Consider the following 20,802-nt stretch of genomic DNA (forward strand, 5'->3'; position numbering starts at 1 on the left):
CGGAAACCGCCGCTCAGGGTGAGCCGAGCGGGCGGCCCGGCGCGTTGGCGCCGGCCAGCACGGCGTGGATCTCCGCGACGATGGACAGGGCGATACTCTCGGCGCCGCGTGCCCCGATATCGAGACCGGCCGGGCCGCACAGCCGCGAGGCGAGGCGCTCTCCCGCCTCGCCCAGATCGGCCAGCAGCTGTTCGCGCCGGCGCCGTGGCCCCAGCAGTCCCACGTAGGGCACGGCGCTCTCCGCCAGCGCCCGCAGATAGGTGCGGTCGGTGGCGAGGTGGTGGCTCATGACCATGACCGCGGCGTAACGGCGCAGATCCGCTCCGTCCAGTTCCTCCGGCGGACCCGTCACACACTGTTCGGCGCGGCCGAAGTCGCCGATATCGAAATAGGCCGGCCTGTGATCGCGCACGGTGACGCGCCAGCCCAGTCGGGCGGCGAGATCCACGACCGGGACCGCATCCAGGCCCGCACCCAGCACCAGCACGCGGGGCGGCGGCACGATGGCCACGAACAGCACGGTCACGTCGCCGTCCGGCAGAGAGACGCTGCCCGTCGCCGAGCTGCCGCTCTCCAGGTGCGGCATGGCCGCTTCCTCCACCGCGCCGGATACCGATCCGTTCATCGTGGTATGCCGGACGCCGCGACGGTCCAGCAACGCGAATTGTCCCGGCTCGGCCGCGGTGGCGCCGCTCTCGATCACCGTCGCGAGCACCGCGGCCTCGTCACCCTGCAGGCACTCGGCCACGGCTGCGAACGGCTGATAGTCCGGCCGCGGCAGCGGTTGCAGGAAGATGCGCATGGTGCCGTCGCAGCCGACGCCCAGGCCGAACAGCTCGTCGTCCGCGCCGCCGAGATCGTAGGTGATCGTGTCCGGTTCCCCCGAGGCGCTCACCCGGGCGGCGCGCTCGGCGAGGTCGCCCTCCAGGCAGCCGCCGCTCAGCAGGCCCTGGAAGTCGCCGTCGTCGGTGATGAGCATCTGCGTGCCGGCCTTGCTGTAGGTCGAACCGGCCGTCTCGTACACGCTGGCGAGCACGAGGCGCCGGCCTGCCTCGCGCCACTCGGAGAATCGGCGCAACATCTCTTTGGTATTCATCGCGGTCTTGTCTGCCTCCTTGCCTGCAGAGAGTCGCCGAGCCGGGCGGCCAGGACTTCCAGGCTGTCGACGTTATGGGCCGGAACCAGGTCGTCGGCATGGGGCAGCATGAGCCGCATGCCGCGCGCCCGCGGCCGGAATCCATCATAACGCAGCAGCGGATTCAGCCAGACGAGCCGGCGGCAGGACTTGCCGAGACGCTCCATTTCCCGGCCGAGCCGCGCGTCCGGGTCGCGCTCGAGCCCGTCGGTGAGCAACAGCACGACTGCGCCCTGCCCCAGCACCCGCCGGCCCCAGTCACGGTTGAATTCGTGCAGCGAGTCCGCGATGCGCGTGCCGCCGTCCCAGTCGCGGATGTCGTCGGCGACGAGGGCCAGGGCCCGGTCCGGGTCCCGGTCGCGCAGCCGGCGCGTGACCGCACTGAGCCGGGTGCCGAACAGGAACGTGTGCACCCGCTCCCCCCTCGCGGTCAGGGCGTGGGCGAAGTGGAGGAACATGCGCGTATATCGGCTCATGGACCCGGAAATATCGGCCAGCAGCACCAGGGGCGGCGGGCGCCGGCGCGGTCGGCGCCACTCGAGTTCCATGAACTCGCCGCCCTGCCGCACGCCGCGGCGCAGCGTCGCGCGCAGGTCGGGCCGCGGGCCGCGGTCGTGAGTGGTATAGCGCCGGGTGCGCAGCGTCGCGAGCGGGAGCACCGCCTCGCGGAGCAGGGCCCGGGCCGTGCTCCGCTCCTCCGCGCTCATCTGCTCGAAGTCCTTGCGCCGCAGCACCTCCAGGGCGGAAGCGCCGCCGCGCCGGTCCCGCTGCGCTCGGCGGGTCTCGCGGGGCCGTTCCCGCCCGTGTCCCGCAGCGGCCAGCGCCTGGGCGAGGCGACCGAGTCCGTCCTCCGCTGCGCCGCTCGCTTCAGGTTCCGCGGCCGCATCGGCCAGTCGACGCAGTGCCTGGGGTCGCTCGAAGAACAGGCCGAAGGCCTGGCGGAACAGGCGCATGTCCCGGGGACTGCGGACCAGGGACGCGGCCAGCGCCCGACGCAGATCGTCGCGGTCGCGGAGACCGGTCGCAGCCGCCGCCTCGAGGGCGCCCCGGGTGTCGCCCGGTCCCAGGCCGAGACCGGCATGGCGCAGCGTGCGCACGAACAGGATGAGGTGTTCGCGGAACGCCTCTCCGGCCGCCGCCGCGTCGGCGCTCACCCGGACGCCTGCTGCGCTTCGCTGCCCAGCAGCCTCCCGAGCTCCTCGCCGCGGACCCGGGCGATGTCGTCCTGGTACTTCAGCAACGCACCCAGCGTCGAGTCGACGACGCCGGCATCCAGCCGGTCGGCGCCCAGCTGCGTCAGCGCCGCCGCCCAGTCCAGCGTCTCGGCCACCCCGGGCCGCTTGTACAGGTCGGCCTGGCGCAGCCCCTGCACGAAATCGATGATCTGCGCGCCGAGCTCCGCGGTCACCGCCGGACACTTGCGCGCCAGAATCTCCCGCTCGGCCTCGGCGGACGGGTAGTCCACCCAGTGATACAGGCAGCGGCGGCGCAGGGCATCATGGATCTCCCGGGTGCGGTTCGAGGTGATGACGACGACGGGCGGCTCGGGTGCCGCCACCCGTCCGAACTCGGGGATGGTGATCTGATTGTCGGAGAGGATCTCGAGCAGGAAGGCCTCGAAGGGTTCGTCGGCCCGGTCGAGCTCGTCGATCAGCAGCACCGGCGCACCGCCGGGCGCCGGCTCCAGCGCCTCGAGCAGGGGCCGCTTGACCAGGTATTCGGAGGAGTAGATGTCGTCGGCGACCACCCCGCCCTCGCCGCGGGCCTCGGCCAGCCGGATGGCGAGCATCTGCCGCGGGTAGTCCCACTCGTACGCCGCCGAGGCCAGATCCAGGCCGTCGTAGCACTGCAGCCGCAACAGCCGGCGACCGAGCCTGTCCGCGAGCACCTTCGCGACCTCCGTCTTGCCGGTGCCGGCCTCGCCCTCCAGCAGCAGCGGCCGCGGCAGGCTCAGCGCGAGATACACGGCGGTGGCGAGATCGCGGCCGGCCACGTAGCTGCCCTCCGCAAGCAGCGCGACGGTTTCGTCGACCGATGCCGGAATCCGCCCCGGCTGACCGGAGCCCTCAGCCACGGGCCGCGGCGACCGCTCTCCGCGCCATTACGCCGATCAGGTAAGCGCGATACTCGGCGCTGGCGTGCAGGTCCTCGTTCAGATCGTCGCCGGGCACCTCGATGCCGGCCAGGGCCTCCGGCGAGAAATCCCGGCTGAGCGCCGCCTCCATCTCGGCGACGCGGAACACGCAGGGCCCGGCGCCGGTGACGGCCACCCGCAGGCCCTCGGCGGTATCCGCCACGAATACGCCGACGACGGCGTAGCGCGAGGCCGGGTTGGCGAATTTCGCATAGCCGGCGCGGGCCGGCTTCGGGAAGCTCACCGAAACGATGATCTCCTCCGGTTCCAGCGCCGTCTCGAACATGCCACGGAAGTATTGCTCGGCGGGGATGCGGCGCCGGTTCGTGCGGATGGTCGCGCCCAGGGCCAGCACCGCCGCCGGGTAGTCCGCCGCCGGATCGCTGTTGGCCAGCGAGCCGCCGATGGTGCCCCGGTTGCGCACCTGGGCGTCGCCGATGCCGGCCGCCAGCGCCGCGAGCGCGGGGATGTGGCCGGCCACCTCGGCCGACGCCGCCACCTCGCCATGGGTGGTCATGGCGCCGATCACCACCGGGTCGCTGCCGCTGACCCCGCGCAGTTCCTCCACGCCGCCGAGATCCACCAGCACGTCGGGCTGCGCGAGTCGCAGCTTCATCGTGGGCAGCAGCGTCATGCCGCCGGCCAGCACTTTCGCCTCGCTGTTCGCGCCGAGGCGCTCCGCCGCCTCATCGACGCTGCCCGCACGGTGATACTCGAAGTCGTACATCTCAGCCCTGCCCACGCATCTCGTCGGCGGCGGCACGCACGGCGCGCACGATGCCGTGATAACCGGTGCAGCGGCAGAGGTTGCCCTCGAGCCATTCGCGGATCTCCGCGTCGTCCGGGTCCGGATTGGTCTGCAGGAGATCCAGCGCGCTCATGATCATGCCGGGCGTGCAGTAACCGCATTGCAGCCCGTGGTGCTCACGGAAGGCGGCCTGCAGCGGATGCAGTTCGCCGTCCGCGCCGACGCCCTCGATGGTGGTGACCCGGCGCCCGGCGGCCTGCACCGCCAGCAGAGAGCAGCTCTTCACGGAACGGCCGTCCAGGTGCACCACGCAGGCGCCGCACTGGCTGGTGTCGCAGCCGACGTGGGTGCCCGTCTTGCCAAGGCCGCCGCGCAGGGCGTCGACCAGCAGCGTGCGAGCCTCCACTTCGAGGCTCACCGGCTCTCCGTTCAGTTCGAATTCGACTTTATGCATGGATCCTACCGGCCGAACAGCAGCCACAGCAGCACCAGGACCGCGGCAGCACCCGCCACCGCCCAGGCGGTCCTGCGCCCGAAGCCCGGGCCGCCCGAGGGCTCGGCCTCCTCCACCTCGATCTTCGTCGCGCCCGGGTCGAGCTCGCGGGAGAAGTTGGCGAAGAAATCGTCGGCCGTCTTCTTCGTGGCGCCCAGCACCAGGCGCGAGCCCACCTGCGCGAGCTTGCCGCCCACCTTGAACCGGGCGTCGTAGCGCAGCACGGTGATCTCGCCGTCCTCCACCAGTTCGACGTCGGCCGCGCCCTTGCCGAAACCGGCCGAGCCGCCCTTGCTGACACCCACGAGGCGGTAACTCGCCGGCGGGTTCAGATCCTCGAGCGTCAGCGTCGTGTTGAAGCGCGACTTCACCGGTCCGATCGCGGCCATCACCTTCGCCTGCATCTCCTCGTCGGAGACCCTTTCCAGGGACTCGCAGCCCGGGATGCAGCGCCTGAGGACCTCAGGGTCGTTCAGCGCCAGCCACACCCGCTCACGAGTATTGGCGATCCTGTATTCTCCCTTTATATCCACGCCTTGCTCACGTTGCTGCCGCAGAGCTTAGTATACTATCGGCGCAGACGACACCTCGCGCCGGCGCCCTGCGCCCGGCGAGTACCCGTTCCCCTTCATGATGCACGATGCGACGCAAAACGGTCCGCCGCCGGTGCTTGCGGCCACCGGCCTCCGCTTCGGCTGGCAGCCGTCGGCGCCGCTGCTGGACATCCCCGCGATGGCGATCGCGCCCGGCGAGAAGGTGCTCATCCGCGGCGCCAGCGGCTCCGGCAAGTCCACCCTGCTGAATCTCTTCGCCGGCATTCTCACGCCGACGACGGGCACGGTATCTCTGCTGGGTACCGACCTCTCCGCACTGCGCGGCGCCGAGCGGGACCGCTTCCGCGCCGAACACCTGGGCATCATTTTTCAGCTGTTCAACCTGCTGCCCTATCTCCCGGTGCTCGACAACGTGTTGCTGCCCTGCCGCTTCTCCGCCCGGCGCCTCGCTCGCGCCCGGGCGAGCGACGGCAGCGAGGAGGCCGCGGCGCAGCGCCTGCTCGCCGAGCTCGGACTGCCGGAAGCGGCTACCGCCTCCGCCGCGCGGCTCAGCATCGGGCAGCAGCAGCGGGTGGCGGCGGCGCGGGCGCTCATCGGTAACCCCGAGATCGTGATCGCCGACGAGCCCACCTCCGCGCTGGACGAGGACAGCCGCGCGGCCTTCCTCGCGCTGCTGCAGGAGGAATGCGAGCGCGTGGATGCCACTCTGATCATGGTCAGCCACGAGCGCTCGCTGGAGCCGCTGTTCGACCGGGTCATCCCCATGCGCGAGTTGACCGGAGGCACGCCGTGAGCGCCCGCTTTCCCATCGCGCGGCTCGCGCTCCGCAGCATCGCGTCACGGCGCACCAGCGCCGCTCTGACCTGCTGCGCCGTGGCGCTGAGCGTACTGCTCGTCCTGGGCGTCCAGGAGATGCGGGAGAGCGCGCGACAGAGTTTCGCCAGCACCATCTCGGGCACGGACCTGCTGGTGGGGCCGCGCACCAGCGGCGTCAACCTGCTGCTGTACGCCGTGTTCCGCATCGGTCAGCCCACCAACAACGTCTCGTGGCAGAGCTACGAGCGCTTCGCCGCGGCGCCGGGCGTGGACTGGAGCATCCCGCTCAGCCTGGGTGATTCCTACCGGGGCCATGCCGTGGTCGGCACCACGGACGCCTACTTCCGGCATTTCCGCTACGGCCGCGACAGCCGCCTGCAGATGACGGCCGGCCGCGCATTCGGCGCAGGGCCCGAGGCGGTGCTCGGCGCGACGGCGGCACGGGAACTCGGCCACGAGGTCGGCGGCGAGATCGTCATCGCCCACGGGCTGGGCGCCACCAGCTTCCTGAAGCACGACCGCCACCCGGTCACGGTCACCGGGATACTGGCGCCGACCGGGACCGTCGCCGACCGGGCGGTCTACGTGAGCCTCGCGACCCTGGGCAGCATCCACGAGGCCGCGACGCCGTCCTTCGCGCCCGCGCCGGCGGACGACGACGGGCACGGCCACGTCGCACACGCGGAGCCCGGCGAGCCGGCCGACATTACGGCATTCCTGCTCGGCCTCGAATCCCGGGTCCTGGTGCTGCGGCTGCAGCGGACCATCAACGAGTACGAGGGCGAGCCGCTCACCGCGGTCATCCCGGCGGTCGCCCTCTTCGAGCTGTGGTCGGTGATCGGCGTGGCGGAGAATGCCCTGCTCGCAGTCGGTGCGCTGGCGGTGCTCACGGGCCTCGTCGGCATGCTGGTGGCCATCCTCGGCACGCTGAACGAACGCCGGCGGGAGATGGCCATCCTGCGCTCGGTGGGCGCCCGCCCGCGCCAGATTTTCCTGCTCCTGGTCTCCGAGGCCGGCCTGCTGGCCGTCGCCGGCGCGCTGCTGGGCGTCGTCCTTAAGACGGCCGTGCTGGGCGCGCTCGCCTCGCCCATCCAGGCCCGCACCGGTATCCTGCTGGAGAGCGTCCGGCCCGGCGGCGCGGAGGCCGTGGTCGTCGCCGTCGTGACGGCGGCGGGACTCCTCCTCGGCGCCCTGCCCGCCTGGCGCGCCTACCGCAACTCGCTGGCCGACGGGATGACCATTCGCCTATGACCGCGCCTATGACCGCCGTACGACTCGCCGCCGCCCTGGCACTGCTGCTCGCCGCACCGGCCGCGCCGGCCCGGGACGCTCCCAAACTCACCTGGGAGGAGATGGTGCCGGCGAAGACGTCGAACGACGCGCTGGCCGTGACCTCCAGCGCGCCGGTGCCGGGCCTGGACGGGCGCACCGTGCAGCTGCCGGGCTTCATCGTGCCGCTGGAGTCCGACGAGGGCGGCCTCATCAGCGAATTCCTGCTGGTGCCTTACTTCGGCGCCTGCATCCACGTGCCGCCGCCGCCGCCCAACCAGCTGGTCTATGTCACCCTGGAGGAGCCGTTCAACCTGGTTTCACTGCAGCAGCCGTACTGGATCGAGGGTACCCTGCAGGTGGAGGAATACTCGAGCGAGGTGGCCGACAGCCACTACACCATGCGGGCGCATCGCATCAGCAAGTACAATTACTGAAACCTTGAATCCGCCGGCGCCCGCCCCATCTCGATGCACAGGAGGCGCAACCGGCGACCGGGACCGTCACACAGGACAGCCAACGACAGGAGTTCTCCATGGCCAGCGACAAACTGATCGAAGTCGGCGACAGCGATTTCCAGCAGAAGGTGCTGGATTCCGACAAGCCCGTGCTCGTGGATTTCTGGGCGGAGTGGTGCGGCCCCTGCCGCATGCTCGGGCCCATCATCGAGCAGCTCGCCGACGAGTATGAAGACAAGGTGACCGTGGCCAAGCTGGACGTGGACTCCGCCCAGCAGGTGGCGATGCGCTACGGCATCCGCTCCATCCCCACGGTGATGCTGTTCAAGGACGGCCAGGTGCAGGAGACGCTGATCGGCGTGCGCCCCAAGGGCGACTACGCCCGCGTGCTCGACTCCGCCGCCGCCTGAGCCACGCCCGAGCGCCGCACGGCCTCGACGATGCCCGCCTGGTGGCCCGGCGCCATCAGGTGGGCGCCGTCGATGCCGGGCGTAGCGGCCGCGGCCGCCAGGAGTTCGGCGCAGATATCGATCCCCGTCTCCTCCGGATCGGCGGCCTGCTCCATCCGCTGCAGGAGTTCCGCCGGCATGACGGTGCCCCACAGCGTATCGGCCATCCAGCGGGCGACGCGCGCGGAGCGCAGCGGCCCCAGACCCACGAGATAAGGCACTTCCGCGGGCAGGCCGGCATCGCGCAGCCTGCCGACATGACGGCGCATGCGTTCGGCGTCGAAGCAGTACTGTGACTGGATGAAACCGGCGCCCGCCCGGACCTTCGCCAGCAGCGGCTCCGCCGACCAGTCGGGGGAATCCGGGTCCAGGCAGACATCGGCCGCGCCCAGCAGGAACGCCGGGCGGGGCGACACCGGTTTGCCGGACAGCGTCACGCCGTCGTCGCGCAGCGCGGCGAGCGCACGCAGCAGCCCCCCGGAATCCAGGTCGAATACCGGCGTCGCGTCCGGGTGGTCGCCGGCTTCCACGGAATCGCCGGTCAGCACCAGCACGTTGTCGATGCCGAGGGCGGCGGCGCCGATCAGGTCGCTCTGCAGCGCGATCCGGTTGCGGTCCCGGCAGGTGGCCTGGACGATGGGTTCGTAGCCGGCGCGTTTCAGTATCGCTGCCGCGGCGACACTCGACATCCGCACGTTGGCACCGGCGCCATCCGTGACGTTGATGGCATCCACGGCCTGCGCGAGCACGTCCGCGTCGCGCAGCAGGCGGTCCGTGTCCGGCCCGCGGGGCGGCGTAATCTCCGCGGTGACGACGAAATCGCCGCTCGCGATTCGTGCGCGCAGTGCTGGCATGTCGCTACTCGTAACCATAGGGTTCTCGGGGTTCCGTGCGGCCGGGAGGATGCGGCCGCCGGGAAGAGTACCCTCGCGGAGCGCCGATATCCACGGCGGCTCCGGCAGGAAAGGCCCTCGCAGTCCGGACGATCTCTCGTCAGAGAGCGGCAGCCGCCGATGCGAGGCGGCCGATCGCGTCGAAATCGCCGGCCGCCAGCAGCGCCGGCGGCGCAATCCAGGACCCGCCCACGCAGGCGACGTTCGGCAGCGCGAGGTAATCCCGTGCCAGGGCCTCCGTGATGCCGCCGGTCGGGAAGAAGCGGGCCTCCGGGATCGGCGCGCCCCACGCCTTCAGCATGGCGGTGCCGCCCGCGCCTTCGGCGGGGAAGAACTTCTGCAGGACGTAGCCTCTCTCCAGCAGCCGCATGACTTCGCTGGCCGTCGCGGCGCCCGGCACGAGAGGCACTTCGGCGTCGTCCGCGGCGTCGAGCAAGCCGGGGCTGGCGCCCGGGCTCACCGCGAAGCGCGCGCCCGCCTCGACGCACTGGCGCAGATGCACGGCACTGCGCACGCTGCCGGCGCCGACCACGGCCTCGGGCACCTCAGCGGCGATGCGCTGTATTGCCTCGGCCGCGGCATCGGTGCGCAGGGTGATCTCCAGCACCGGCAGCCCCGCGGCGCAGAGCGTGCGCGCCAGCTCGACCGCCTGGCCGGCATCCTCCAGCACGATCACCGGGACCACCCGGGTGCGGCCGAGGAGCCTCCCGATATCCGTCGGAGCCGCCATCAGCCCAGGTCCGTGAAGATGGTGGCGCCGTTCTCCGCGCCGCTCACGCCACGACGGAAAACGCCGAACAGCTCGCGGCCGAGGCCGACGTGATGAGAGGACAGATCGGTTGCTACCGCCGGCCGGTCGGTCAGCTCGCCTTCGGGCACCTCGACGGACAGCACACCGGCGTCGGCGTCGATGAGCACGGTATCGCCGTCCCGCACCAGGCCGATGGGACCGCCGCCGAGCGCCTCCGGGGTCAGCTGGATGGCGGCCAGCACCTTGCCGGAGGCCCCGGACATCCGGCCGTCGGTGAGGAGTGCGACCCGGTATCCCCGGTTCTGCAGCACGCCCAGATAAGGCGTCAGCTTGTGCAGCTCCGGCATGCCGTTGGCGCTGGCACCCTGCCAGGGGACGACGGCGACGAAATCTCCGTCCAGCAGGCCGGCCTTGAAGGCCTCGATGAAAGCCTCCTGGGAATAGAACACCCGTGCCGGCGCCTCGATGCGGTAGTGCTCCGGGTCCACGGCGGATACCTTGACGATGGCGCGGCCCAGGTTGCCCTGCACCAGACGCAGGCCGCCCTCCTTGTCGAAGGCGTCGCTGCACGGCCGCACGATCCCGGTGTCGTGGGACTGCCGCGTGGCCTCGCGCCAGTCGAGGGCGCCTTCCTCCAGGAAGGGTTCACGGCAGAACCCGGACAGGCCCTGCCCCATGATGGTGGTGACGTCCTCGTGCAGCAGTCCGGCCTCCAGCAGCTCGCCCATGACGAAGCCGAGTCCGCCGGCGGCGTGGAAGTGATTCACGTCGGCGATGCCGTTCGGATAGACCCTCGCCAGCAGCGGTACGGCCCGGGAGAGTTCGGCGAAATCGTCCCAGTCGATCCGGATACCGGCCGCCGCGGCGATCGCCACGAGATGCAGGGTGTGGTTGGTCGAGCCGCCGGTGGCCAGCAGGCCCACGATGCCGTTCACAAGGCTCTTCTCGTCCAATACGTGACCGAGTGGCGTGTGGCCGCCGGCCGGTCGGGTCAGGGCGATCACCCGGCGGACGGCCTCGCGGGTGAGCGCGTCCCGCAGCGGCGTGCCCGGGTTGACGAAGGACCCGCCAGGCAGCTGCATGCCCATGAACTCCATCAGCATCTGGTTGCTGTTGGCCGTGCCGTAGAAAGTGCAGGTGCCGGGTCCGTGATAGGCGGCGGACTCGGCGGCCAGCAACTCCTCGCGCCCGACCTCGCCGGCCGCATACTGCTCGCGTACGCGGGCCTTCTCCTTGTTCGACAGCCCGGAAACCATCGGCCCCGCCGGCACGAACAGGACCGGCAGGTGGCCGAAGGACAGTGCGCCGATCACGAGTCCGGGGATGATCTTGTCGCAGACCCCGAGGCAAAGTGCGCCGTCGAACAGATCGTGGGAGAGCGCCACCGCCGTAGACAGGGCGATGACGTCGCGGCTGAACAGCGACAGATCCATGCCGTCCTGGCCCTGGGTGACGCCGTCGCACATCGCCGGCACGCCGCCGGCGAACTGGGCGACGGCACCGGCCTCCGTGGCCGCCTCCTTGATCAGCCGGGGGAAGGTCTCCAGCGGCTGGTGGGCGCTCAGCATGTCGTTGTAGGCGGAGACTATGGCGATGTTCGGCGTCTCGTCGCTGGTCAGCCGGCTCTTGTCCTCGGCACTGCACGCGGCGATGCCGTGGGCGAGGTTGCTGCACGACACCGCGCTGCGCGTCGGGCCCCGGTCGGCGGCCGCGCCGATCTTCGCCAGGTAGCGGGCGCGCGAGTCCGCACTGCGTTTCCGGATGCGTTCGGTGACGGTCTCTATGGTCGGATGCATGTGTACTGTCCCTGCGTGGATATCCGTGTGGTGAGTCAGGGCGCCCAGATGACCCGCACGGGGGTCGAGGCGGACGCCAGCAGCGCGGCGACCGGGAGTCCGGTATCTCCGTCCCGCGCTCGCTCGTAGACGGCCCATTTCTTCTCGCCGAAGATCAGCAGGACGATCTCTTCGCTCTCGGCCAGGGGCGCGAGCGTGAGGGTGACGCGCGGCAGTTCGCTGGCCGCCGTGACGACCGGCAGGCAGAGCGAGTCGCCGACGGGGTCCAGGCCCGCCGCGAGCGCCGCGCTGTCCGGGAACAGGGACGCGAAGTGGCCGTCCTCGCCCATGCCGAGCAGCGAACAGGCGAACGGCCGCGGCAGGCGGCCGGCATCGGCATCCGCCGTCAGGGACTCGCAGCCCTGCTCCGGCGACAGGCCCTCCCGGTAGAGAGGCATGAAGTGCGCCTCGCGCGCCTCTCCCCGCAGAAGCCGGTCGCGGACCAGACGCTCGTTACTCGCCTCCTCGTCGGCGGACACCCAGCGCTCGTCGCTCAGCGTGACCCGGACCCGTGACCAGTCGAGGCGCGCGGCCGACAACGCATCGTAGCAGCGTCCCGGCGTGGTACCGCCGCTGCAGACCAGCACGGCTTCGCCGCCGGCCGCCAGCCGCCGCCGCAGCGCGCTGGCGATGCGTTCCGCCGCGATGGCGGAGGCCATCTCGCGCTGGGAGTAGATCTCTTCGATGGGACGCCGGGCGGTCATGACTTTCTCTGCCTTCATCTGTGCCTTCATCTGTGCATTCATGTGTTCGGGTACCAGCAGCGGCCGTCGCGGTCGAGGAGATTGGCCGAGCCGATCGGCCCCCAGGTGCCGGCCACGTACGTCTCCACCGGCTGCCTGACTTCTTCCCAGCCGGCGATGATCCCGTCGATCCAGCGCCAGGCGGCCTCCACCTCGTCGCGGCGCATGAACAGCGCGGGGTTGCCGCGCAGCACCTCCATCAGCAGCCGCTCGTAGGCGTCCGGATAACGGATGCCGAAGGTCTCCTCGAAGCTCAGATCCAGGGAGACGGAGCGCAGGTCGAAGCCGCCCGGGCCGGGCTCCTTCGCCATGACAGAGAGCTTCACGCCCTCGTCGGGCTGCAGCCGGATGGTCAGCCGGTTCGGCAGGATGTCGAACCGGTTCTCCGGGAAGATGGAATGCGGCACGTGGGAGAACTGCATGGTGATCTCCGAGTGCTTGGCCTTCAGGCGTTTGCCGGTGCGGATGTAGAACGGCACGGTGGACCAGCGCCAGTTCTCTATCTCGACCTTCAACGCGGTGAAGGTCTCGGTGAGGCTCTCCGCCGAATCCAGGCCGTCCCGGTAGCCGGGCACGGCGACGCCGTCGATGGCCCCGGCGGAATACTGCCCCCGCACGGTGTAGCGCTTCACGTCGGCGCCCGTGATCGGCTTCAGGGCCCGCAGCACCTTCAGCTTCTCGTCGCGCACCGCATCGTGGTGCAGGCTGGCAGGCGCCTCCATGGCCACCAGACACAGGAGTTGCATGATGTGGTTCTGCACCATATCCCGCAGCGCGCCGATCTGGTCGTAGAACTCGATGCGGCCCTCCACGCCCAGCTGCTCGGCCACGGTGATCTGGACGTGGTCCACTTCGCCGCGGCGCCACAGTGGCTCGAACAGCGAATTGGCGAAACGCAGGGCGAGCAGGTTCTGGACCGTCTCCTTGCCGAGGTAATGGTCGATGCGGAAGATCCGGTCCTCGGGGAAGCACTCGCCGACGCTGTCGTTGATGCCGCGGGCAGACTCGTAGTCGTGGCCCACGGGCTTCTCCAGCACGATGCGGCTCGCATCGGTGATCAGGCCGTTCGCGCGAATGCCCTGGGCGATGCCGCCGAACAGCGACGGCGTGGTCGCCAGGTAGAACACGCGCGTCCTGTCGTCGCGCCCCTGGAGCAGATCGCACAGCGAACCCCAGCTCTCGTATTCCAGGGCGTCGGCCACCGTGTACGTCAGCCGCGAGCAGAAAGACCGCCACTGCGCGTCGTCGAACTCGCCCTCGTCGAGATTCTCGCGCAGCGCCTCCTCCACCCGACCGAGGTAATCCTCGTCGCTCATGGGACTCCGGCCAAGGGCGATCACCCGGCTGTCGGCGGGGATCTGCCCGTCCCGGTCGCGGTGATAGAGGGCCGGCAGCAGCTTGCGCAGGGACAGATCGCCCGCACCGCCGAATATGATCAGGTCGAAGGGTTCGACCGGTATGAACCTGGCCATTCTGCTCCCGCACGATGTAGTTATGCTACGTAGGGCCTGTCCAGGCCCGCCAATACGTAGATATTGTCTCAGAATTATTGTAATTTTACTACATGCTGGCGCGAATCGAACATCTGCTGCCCACACTGAGCCCCGCCGAGGCACGCGTGGGCCGCTGGCTGCTCGACCATCCGCGCCAGGGCCTCGAGGCGACCCTGTCCGAGGTCGCCGCCGGCGCCGGCACCAGCGAACCGACCGTGGTGCGGTTCTGCCGGCGCCTCGGGTTGGGCGGTTTCCGCGAGCTCAGAATCCGGCTTGCCGAGGCCCTCGGCCGGCCAGCCGACTACGTACACCGTGGCGTACTGCCGGACGACTCGGCTGCCGACGCGGTCGGCAAGGTGATCGACAGCGCCGTGGGAACACTCATGGGGCTGCGCGACAGCGTCGGCCTGATGCCGATCGCGGAAATCGTGGCGGCGATGGCGGAGGCGCGCCAGATCGTCTTCGCCGGGCTCGGCGCGTCGGGCTACGTGGCGCGGGATGCGCGCCAGAAGTTCTTCCGCCTCGGCATACCCTGCGCCGTGGCCACGGACGGCCCCACGATCCTGCAGAGCGCCGCCATCGCGGACCCGCAGGACGTCTTCGTCTTCGTCTCGCACACCGGCGCGCAGGGCGAGCTGATCCGCGCGGCGGTCCTGTGCCGGAAGCGGGGTGCCACGGTCATCGCGGTCACGCGCGGGGCATCGGACCTGGGCCGGGAAGCGGGCTACATCCTGGAGAGCCATTCGACCGAGGACACGAGTCTCTATACCCCCATGGAATCGAGGCTCGCGCAGCTGGCGATACTGGACGCCGTCCAGGTCAGCCTCGCCCTCGGTCTCGGCGAAGCGGGCGCCGAGAACCTGCGCGCCGCGAAGATGGCGCTTGCGGACGAAGGGACGGCTGCCGGACGCGGCCGGGTCTAGGCCGTACGCGGCGCTCCGCTCTACTCCATCGTCGGCATCGAGAACTGCGCGCCGGCGCGAATGCCCCCGGGCCAGCGCGAGGTCACCGTTTTCAGCCGGGTGTAGAAACGCACGCCCTCCTCCCCGTGCACGGCCATGTCGCCGAACAGGGAGCGCTTCCAGCCGCCGAAGCTGTGGAAGGCGAGCGGCACCGGGATGGGCACGTTCACGCCCACCATGCCCACCTGGATGCGGGCCGCGTATTCCCGGGCGGCATCGCCGTCGCGGGTGAAGATGGCCGTGCCATTGCCGTACTCGTGGCCGTTCACGATAGCCAGCGCCTCGTCGAAGTCCTCCGCGCGGATCATGACCAGCACCGGCCCGAAGATCTCCTCCTGGTGGATGCGCATGCCCGGACGCACGTGATCGAACAGGCAGGGCCCGAGGAAGTAACCCGATTCCCCGGCCAGCGGATGGCGGCGGCCGTCGACCAGCAGGGTGGCCCCCTCCTCGACGCCAAGGTCCACGTAGGAGCGCACGCGGTCCCGGTGCTCCGCCGTGATCAGCGGTCCCATGTCGGCGTCCGCCTCGGTGCCGGGCGCCACCCGGAGTTCTTCGATCTTCGGCAGCAGCTTCTCGAGCAGCGGTTCGGCCGCATCGCCGACGGTGATCGCCACCGAGATCGCCATGCAGCGCTCGCCGGCCGAGCCGTAGGCGGAGCCGATCAGCGCGTCTGCGGTCTGCTCCATGTCCGCATCCGGCATCACCACCAGATGGTTCTTGGCGCCGCCGAGCGCCTGTACCCGCTTGCCCGCCTCGGCGGCAGTGCGGTAGACGTGCTCGGCCACCGGGGTGGAGCCGACGAAGCTCACCGCGGCGACGTCCGGATGGGTCAGCAGCGCATCCACCGCCTCGCGGTCGCCGTTGACCACGCTGAAGACGCCCGGCGGCAGGCCCGCTTCATCCAGCAGCTCGGCGAGCCGCAGGGAGCACGAGGGATTGCGCTCGGAGGGCTTGAGCACGAAGGCGTTGCCGCACGCAATGGCCAATGGGAACATCCACATCGGCACCATGGCCGGGAAGTTGAAGGGCGTGATGCCGGCGCAGACGCCGAGCGGCTGGCGCATGGAGTAGCTGTCGACGCCGGTACCCACCTGGGAGCTGTAGTCGCCCTTCAGCAGCTGGGGGATGCCGCAGGCGAACTCAACCACCTCCAGGCCGCGCTGCACTTCGCCGGCGGCGTCGGACAGCACCTTGCCGTGTTCGGCGGTGATCAGCCCGGCCAGTTCGTCGCGATGGGCCTCGATCAGCTCCTTGAAGCGGAACATCACCCGCGCCCGCCTGAGCACCGGCGTCGCCGCCCAGGCCGGCAGGGCGTCCTTCGCCGCGGCCACGGCCGCGTCCACGTCGGCGGCGCTCGCGTAAGACACGCGTTTCGTCGTCTCGCCCGTCGCGGGGTCGTGGACCACGCCGCTGCGCTCGCCCGTGCCGCCGTTGCGCTCGCCGCCGATCCAGTGGCCGAGCTGTGGCAGCCGCTCGATATCCCTTGCTTCTGTCGCCATGTCGCTACTCCTCAGTCGGCGTGCCGCAGCGCGTCGCGCAGCGTGTCCACGATGGTGGCGATGTGGTCCTCGTTCACCGTCAGGGGCGGCGTGAGCGCCACGATGTCGCCGGTAGTGCGCACGATGACGCCGGCATCGAAGCAGCGCCGGAAGACGTCCATCGCCCGCGCCGTCGGCTTGCCCTCGATGGGCTCGAGTTCCACGGCGCCGAGCAGGCCGTAATTGCGGATGTCGATGACGTGGGGCTCGCCGCGCAGATCGTGCAGCGCGTCCTCCAGCACCGGCTCCATGGCGTGGGCATGCTCGAACAGACCCTCGTCCCGGTATACGTCCAGCGCCGCGCAACCGGCCGCCGCGGCCAGCGGATGGCCGGAATACGTGTAGCCGTGGGGGAACTCGATGGCCCCCTCCGGCGCGCCCATGAACGCCTGGTAGATGGCCTTGCTGGCGAGCACGGCGCCCATCGGCACGTGCCCGCTGGTGAGGCCCTTCGCCAGCGTCATGAGGTCCGGCGTCACGCCCATGCGCTCCGCCGCGAAGGCCGCGCCGACACGGCCGAAACCGCAGATCACCTCGTCGAAGATCAGCAGGATGCCGTGGCGGTCGCAGATCTCGCGCAGGCGCTTCAGATAGCCCTGCGGCGGCAGGAGCACGCCTGCCGAGCCGGCGATGGGCTCGACGATGACCGCGGCGACGGTCGACGGGTCGTGCAGCGCGACGATGTTCTCCAGCTCGTCCGCGAGATGGGCGCCCCACTCGGGCAGCCCGCGCGAATACGCGTTGTGCTCGATGTGATGGGTATGCGGCAGGTGGTCGGTGCCCGGCAGCAGGGCGCCGAACAGCTTGCGATTCGGCGAGATGCCGCCCACGGAGATGCCGCCGAAGCCGACGCCGTGATAGCCCTTCTCCCGGCCGATGAACCGCGTCCGCGCGCCCTCGCCCCGCAGCCGATGGTAGGCGAGCGCCATCTTCAGCGCGGTGTCCACCGCCTCGGAGCCGGAGTTGACGAAGAAGGCGTAGTCGAGCCCGTCGGGCGCCAGGTCGGTGAGCTTCTCGGCCAGCTCGAACACCTTCGGATGACCGACCTGGAAAGCGAGCGCGTAGTCCAGCGTGTCGATCTGGTCCTTCACCGCCTGCACAATGCGCGGATGGCAGTGGCCCGCGTTGCAGCACCACAGCCCGGCGACGCCGTCCAGCAGCCGCTTGCCGTCGTGGGTCCAGCAATAGACGCCCTCGGCGCGGGAGATCAGCCGCGGGTGGCGCTTGAAGTACTGGTTGGCCGTGAACGGCATCCAGAAAGGTTCCAGGTTCGGCAGCCCGGCTTCGGCCGCCTGCATCGGATTGGCTTCGCTCATGACGTGTCTCCCCTTTTCCCGGCCCGGCCGCTCAGAGGATCTCCCGCAGCCGGTAGTACAGCATGCCCAGCGCCAGCGCAGGATTGGCGAACCAGCGCCCGCCCGGCAGGCGCCAGTGACGGACGCGGGCGAAGACGTCGAAGCGCTCCGCCTGACCGGCGATGGCCTCGGCCAGCACGCGGCCCGCCAGGTGGGTGGGCGCGACGCCGTGCCCGGAATAGCCCTGGGCATAGTAGATGTTCGTCCCCAGCCGGTTCAGCTGGGGGATGCGGTTGATGCTGATGCCGATGTCGCCGCCCCACTCGTAGTCGATGGCCGTGCCGGCGAGCTGGGGGAACACCGTCAGCATGTTCGGCTCAAGGCTCGCGCGGATGCTCTTAGGCCGGCGGCCGGAGTAATTGCACATGCCACCGAACAGGAGCCGGCGGTCCGCCGACAGACGGAAGTAGTCCAGGGCCACCCGCTGGTCGCACACGGCCGTGTCCTGCGGCAGGATCTCGCGGGCCCGTTCCACGGACAGCGGCTCGGTGGCGATGATGTAGCTGCCGGCCGGTATCACGGTGCCCGAGAGCTTCGGGATGAGGCCGTCCAGATACGCGTTGCAGGCGACCACCACGAAGTCCGCGGAGACGCGGCCGCGCTCCGTGTGCACGATCGGCCGGTCGCCCGGCTCGATGCGCAGGACGGGCGAGCGCTCGAACACGCGCACACCGGCCTCGGCGGCGGCGCGAGCCTCCCCGAGACAGAGATTCAGCGGATGGAGGTGGCCGTTGCCCCGGTTGAGCACGGCGCCGATATAGCGCTTCGAGCCGATGACCTCCGGGAGGCGTTCCTCCGGGATGACCTCGACCTCGTGCGGATAACCCGAGGCGTGTTTCTCGGCGGCGTCGTCGCAGAGGTCGCGCAGCTCGCTCCGCTTCATCGCGACGTCGACATAGCCGAACTTCAGATCGCAGTCGATGCCGTAGCGCTCCACGCGTTCGACCACGATGTCACGGCACTCGAGCCCCATCTGCGCGGCAATGCGGGCCGCCCCGTCTCCGAAACGCTTGCGGATCTTGGCCGGCTCGGCGAAACCGTCTATCAGGTGCCCGCCATTGCGTCCGCTCGCGCCCCAGCCGATGCGGCTCGCCTCCAGCAGCGCCACCCGGTAGCCGCGCTCGGCGAGTTCCAGCGCGGCGGACAGACCGGTGAAGCCGCCGCCGACCACGGCCACGTCGGCGCTCTCGGCACCCTCGAGGGCGGGATAATCGATGCCTCCCTTCGCCGTAGCGGCGTAGTAGGAGGGCGGGTGTTCGGCCGGCTGATACATGCTGATCAGGTTACGCCGGGCACCGAGGTTTAACAATATTTAAACGCCGAATATTTTATGGCTTGTATTTCAGTAACCTGTATGATTACTGTTTGACTTGTTCAACACTTTAACGGACCTGGACCGATGCAGGATACGGGCAGGCGCCTGCGGCGCGTACGCGAGGCGAAAGGGCTCTCCCAGCGGGCGCTGGCGCGGGCGGCGGGTGTGAGCAACGCGACCGTCTCGCTGATCGAGAACGGGCGGACCGACCCCTCGCTCGGCATGCTGAAGCGCATCCTCGATGCGCTGGAGACCTCGGTAGCGGATTTCTTCGCCCTCGACATGCCTCGAGAGGAGCAGGTGTTCTTCCGCGCCGGGGAACTGTCAGAGATCGGCCGCGGCGCCATCTCCTACCGCCAGGTCGGCGGCGATCTCAGCCGCCACCGCCTGCAGATCCTGTACGAGCGCTACCGTCCCGGCGCCGACACCGGCGGCTCGCCGCTGGCCCACGACGCCGAGGAAGGCGGCATCATCATCGCCGGCCGCCTGGAGGTCACGGTGGACGGCCGCACCGAGATTCTCGAGCCGGGCGACGCCTACCTCTTCGACAGCCGCCTGCCCCACCGCTTCCGCAACCCGGGCCCGGACGACTGCGTGGTCGTCTCCGCCTGCACCCCCCCCAGCTTCTGAGGTGCCGGACCGAACTTTTGCAACTTATTGAACTTATCTACAGACAGGCGACATCAAGGGCCCACCCGACCGGCGCTGCAGCATCCCGCCCGCTCCGTCCCCGGAGATAAATGACAGCGCTATCAAGCTCGCTGCTACGCGCTATAATCGGTCGGGCTAGGCACCCGCCGAGAAACGGGTCGGCCCGCGGAGGGGGAGAACGATATGGGAAGAGCCACGATCGAAGACGTCGCGAGTCTGGCCGGCGTTTCAATCAAGACGGTGTCGCGCGTGGTCAATCGCGAGCCCAACGTGCGGCCCGATACGCGCCAGCGAGTGGAGAAGGCGATACGCGAACTCCATTACACGCCGAACACATCCGCCCGCAGCCTGGCCGGCAACCGCAGCTTCCTGATCGGCCTCCTCTACGTGAACCCGGCTGCCAGCTACATCATCAACATCCTCACCGGCGCGGTGGATGCCTGCCGGGCAGGAGGCTTCGAGCTACTGCTGCACCCCTGCAGCTATACCGACACCGACCTGCCCCGGCAGATCAGCGAACTCGCCAGGAATACGCGGCTGGACGGTCTGATCCTGACTCCGCCCTTGTCCGACATGGACGAGCTCATAGAGGAACTAGACGCGTCGGGCATACCGCTCGTTCGTATCGCGCCGGGCGGGCACGACGACGCCGTTCGTTCGGTCTGCACCAACGATGAGGAGGTGTGCGCCGAACTCACGCGCTACATGATCTCGCTGGGTCATCGGGACATCGGCTTCCTCGTGGGACATCCCGATCAGCTCGCCGTACAGCAACGCTATGCCGGCTTTCGCCGCGCCCTCCGCGAGGCCGGCCTGAAAGTGCAGGCCTCGCTGGTCTGTCACGGCGACAATTCTTTCGAATCCGGCGTCGACTGCGCCCGCCGTCTGCTGAAAAGGAAACGCCGCCCCACGGCCATCATCGCCAGCACCGACGACATGGCCGCCGGCCTGATCAGTGTAGCCCACGAGGCCGGCATCCGTATCCCCGACGATCTGTCCGTGACGGGCTTCGACGACGTACCGCTGGCCCACAAGATCTGGCCGCCGCTCACGACCATACGTCAGCCCATGCAGGCGATGGGTGAACGGGCGACGAAACTGCTGCTGGCGCGGCTGCGCGAGGACGGCGGCAGCCAGGAGGCGGTGGACATCCCGGCAGAGATCGTCATACGCGCATCCACAGGCCCCGCGCCGCATTGAGCGAAGC

General features: G+C 69.8%; 21 protein-coding genes. 7 read left to right on the forward strand and 14 right to left on the reverse strand.

Translation table 11 applies throughout. The features are described 5' to 3' along the window. Positions 1–13: 13 nt before the first annotated feature. Genes ACJMKZ_RS03725 through ACJMKZ_RS03750 form a run of 6 tightly spaced genes read right to left on the reverse strand, consistent with a single transcriptional unit; the run spans position 14 to position 5,043 of the window. On the reverse strand, positions 14–1,096 hold the full coding sequence (locus ACJMKZ_RS03725) for an XdhC family protein (RefSeq protein ID WP_405231857.1): 1,083 nt from the start codon (positions 1,094–1,096) through the stop codon (positions 14–16). Beyond that, positions 1,093–2,289: a vWA domain-containing protein gene (locus ACJMKZ_RS03730; protein ID WP_405231858.1), complete on the reverse strand. Its 1,197-nt coding sequence runs from the start codon at positions 2,287–2,289 to the stop codon at positions 1,093–1,095. Before ACJMKZ_RS03730 ends, ACJMKZ_RS03725 begins: the two co-directional genes overlap by 4 nt. Further along, complete coding sequence (locus ACJMKZ_RS03735; RefSeq protein WP_405231859.1) at positions 2,286–3,209, reverse strand: AAA family ATPase; 924 nt, start codon at positions 3,207–3,209, stop codon at positions 2,286–2,288. The genes ACJMKZ_RS03730 and ACJMKZ_RS03735 overlap by 4 nt, the downstream gene beginning before the upstream one ends. Then, complete coding sequence (locus tag ACJMKZ_RS03740) at positions 3,202–3,996, reverse strand: FAD binding domain-containing protein (protein ID WP_405233128.1); 795 nt, start codon at positions 3,994–3,996, stop codon at positions 3,202–3,204. The genes ACJMKZ_RS03735 and ACJMKZ_RS03740 overlap by 8 nt, the downstream gene beginning before the upstream one ends. Position 3,997: 1 nt before the next feature. Further along, positions 3,998–4,471, reverse strand: a complete 474-nt coding sequence (locus tag ACJMKZ_RS03745) for a (2Fe-2S)-binding protein (protein WP_405231860.1) — start codon at positions 4,469–4,471, stop codon at positions 3,998–4,000. A 5-nt stretch (positions 4,472–4,476) separates the two neighbouring features. Further along, positions 4,477–5,043 carry an SRPBCC family protein gene (locus ACJMKZ_RS03750; protein ID WP_405231861.1) on the reverse strand — a complete coding sequence of 189 codons (567 nt, stop codon included), beginning with the start codon at positions 5,041–5,043 and terminating at the stop codon, positions 4,477–4,479. A 97-nt stretch (positions 5,044–5,140) separates the two neighbouring features. Here ACJMKZ_RS03750 and ACJMKZ_RS03755 point away from each other — a divergent pair, with 97 nt between their 5' ends. The 4 genes from ACJMKZ_RS03755 (at position 5,141) to trxA (ending at position 8,017) form a co-directional block, all read left to right on the forward strand. Next, positions 5,141–5,857, forward strand: coding sequence for an ABC transporter ATP-binding protein (locus ACJMKZ_RS03755; protein ID WP_405231862.1), 717 nt, complete (start codon positions 5,141–5,143; stop codon positions 5,855–5,857). Beyond that, positions 5,854–7,131, forward strand: a complete 1,278-nt coding sequence (locus ACJMKZ_RS03760; protein ID WP_405231863.1) for an ABC transporter permease — start codon at positions 5,854–5,856, stop codon at positions 7,129–7,131. The genes ACJMKZ_RS03755 and ACJMKZ_RS03760 overlap by 4 nt, the downstream gene beginning before the upstream one ends. Then, on the forward strand, positions 7,128–7,586 hold the full coding sequence (locus ACJMKZ_RS03765) for a DUF3299 domain-containing protein (protein WP_405231864.1): 459 nt from the start codon (positions 7,128–7,130) through the stop codon (positions 7,584–7,586). The genes ACJMKZ_RS03760 and ACJMKZ_RS03765 overlap by 4 nt, the downstream gene beginning before the upstream one ends. Before the next feature lie 98 nt (positions 7,587–7,684). Continuing rightward, positions 7,685–8,017: a thioredoxin gene (gene trxA / locus ACJMKZ_RS03770; RefSeq protein ID WP_405231865.1), complete on the forward strand. Its 333-nt coding sequence runs from the start codon at positions 7,685–7,687 to the stop codon at positions 8,015–8,017. Here the strand turns inward: trxA and ACJMKZ_RS03775 are convergent. The 5 genes from ACJMKZ_RS03775 to zwf form a co-directional block, all read right to left on the reverse strand. Next, positions 7,984–8,910 carry a methylenetetrahydrofolate reductase gene (locus tag ACJMKZ_RS03775; RefSeq protein WP_405231866.1) on the reverse strand — a complete coding sequence of 309 codons (927 nt, stop codon included), beginning with the start codon at positions 8,908–8,910 and terminating at the stop codon, positions 7,984–7,986. The genes trxA and ACJMKZ_RS03775 overlap by 34 nt on opposite strands. A 139-nt stretch (positions 8,911–9,049) precedes the next feature. Continuing rightward, entirely contained in the window at positions 9,050–9,679 is a 630-nt protein-coding gene (gene eda / locus ACJMKZ_RS03780; RefSeq protein WP_405231867.1) for a bifunctional 4-hydroxy-2-oxoglutarate aldolase/2-dehydro-3-deoxy-phosphogluconate aldolase, read from the reverse strand. Beyond that, positions 9,679–11,496, reverse strand: coding sequence for a phosphogluconate dehydratase (edd, locus tag ACJMKZ_RS03785; RefSeq protein WP_405231868.1), 1,818 nt, complete (start codon positions 11,494–11,496; stop codon positions 9,679–9,681). The genes eda and edd overlap by 1 nt, the downstream gene beginning before the upstream one ends. Before the next feature lie 35 nt (positions 11,497–11,531). Further along, entirely contained in the window at positions 11,532–12,257 is a 726-nt protein-coding gene (gene pgl / locus ACJMKZ_RS03790; protein ID WP_405231869.1) for a 6-phosphogluconolactonase, read from the reverse strand. A gap of 20 nt (positions 12,258–12,277) precedes the next feature. Continuing rightward, on the reverse strand, positions 12,278–13,750 hold the full coding sequence (gene zwf / locus ACJMKZ_RS03795) for a glucose-6-phosphate dehydrogenase (RefSeq protein WP_405231870.1): 1,473 nt from the start codon (positions 13,748–13,750) through the stop codon (positions 12,278–12,280). Between the two features lie 92 nt (positions 13,751–13,842). Between zwf and ACJMKZ_RS03800 the strand changes: the two genes are divergently transcribed. After that, positions 13,843–14,694 carry a MurR/RpiR family transcriptional regulator gene (locus ACJMKZ_RS03800; RefSeq protein ID WP_405231871.1) on the forward strand — a complete coding sequence of 284 codons (852 nt, stop codon included), beginning with the start codon at positions 13,843–13,845 and terminating at the stop codon, positions 14,692–14,694. A 20-nt stretch (positions 14,695–14,714) separates the two neighbouring features. Here ACJMKZ_RS03800 and ACJMKZ_RS03805 read toward each other — a convergent pair whose 3' ends face one another. Genes ACJMKZ_RS03805 through ACJMKZ_RS03815 form a run of 3 tightly spaced genes read right to left on the reverse strand, consistent with a single transcriptional unit; the run spans position 14,715 to position 18,902 of the window. Further along, complete coding sequence (locus ACJMKZ_RS03805) at positions 14,715–16,235, reverse strand: CoA-acylating methylmalonate-semialdehyde dehydrogenase (RefSeq protein ID WP_405231872.1); 1,521 nt, start codon at positions 16,233–16,235, stop codon at positions 14,715–14,717. Positions 16,236–16,246: 11 nt separating this feature from the next. Then, positions 16,247–17,590, reverse strand: coding sequence for an aspartate aminotransferase family protein (locus ACJMKZ_RS03810; protein WP_405231873.1), 1,344 nt, complete (start codon positions 17,588–17,590; stop codon positions 16,247–16,249). A gap of 31 nt (positions 17,591–17,621) precedes the next feature. Then, positions 17,622–18,902: an NAD(P)/FAD-dependent oxidoreductase gene (locus tag ACJMKZ_RS03815; RefSeq protein ID WP_405231874.1), complete on the reverse strand. Its 1,281-nt coding sequence runs from the start codon at positions 18,900–18,902 to the stop codon at positions 17,622–17,624. A gap of 126 nt (positions 18,903–19,028) precedes the next feature. Here ACJMKZ_RS03815 and ACJMKZ_RS03820 point away from each other — a divergent pair, with 126 nt between their 5' ends. Further along, on the forward strand, positions 19,029–19,574 hold the full coding sequence (locus ACJMKZ_RS03820) for a cupin domain-containing protein (RefSeq protein ID WP_405231875.1): 546 nt from the start codon (positions 19,029–19,031) through the stop codon (positions 19,572–19,574). Positions 19,575–19,778: 204 nt separating this feature from the next. Continuing rightward, complete coding sequence (locus ACJMKZ_RS03825; protein WP_405231876.1) at positions 19,779–20,795, forward strand: LacI family DNA-binding transcriptional regulator; 1,017 nt, start codon at positions 19,779–19,781, stop codon at positions 20,793–20,795. Positions 20,796–20,802 lie beyond the last annotated feature (7 nt).

The organism is Lentisalinibacter salinarum (genome assembly GCF_040706555.1).
Taxonomy (GTDB): domain Bacteria; phylum Pseudomonadota; class Gammaproteobacteria; order Steroidobacterales; family Woeseiaceae; genus Lentisalinibacter; species Lentisalinibacter salinarum.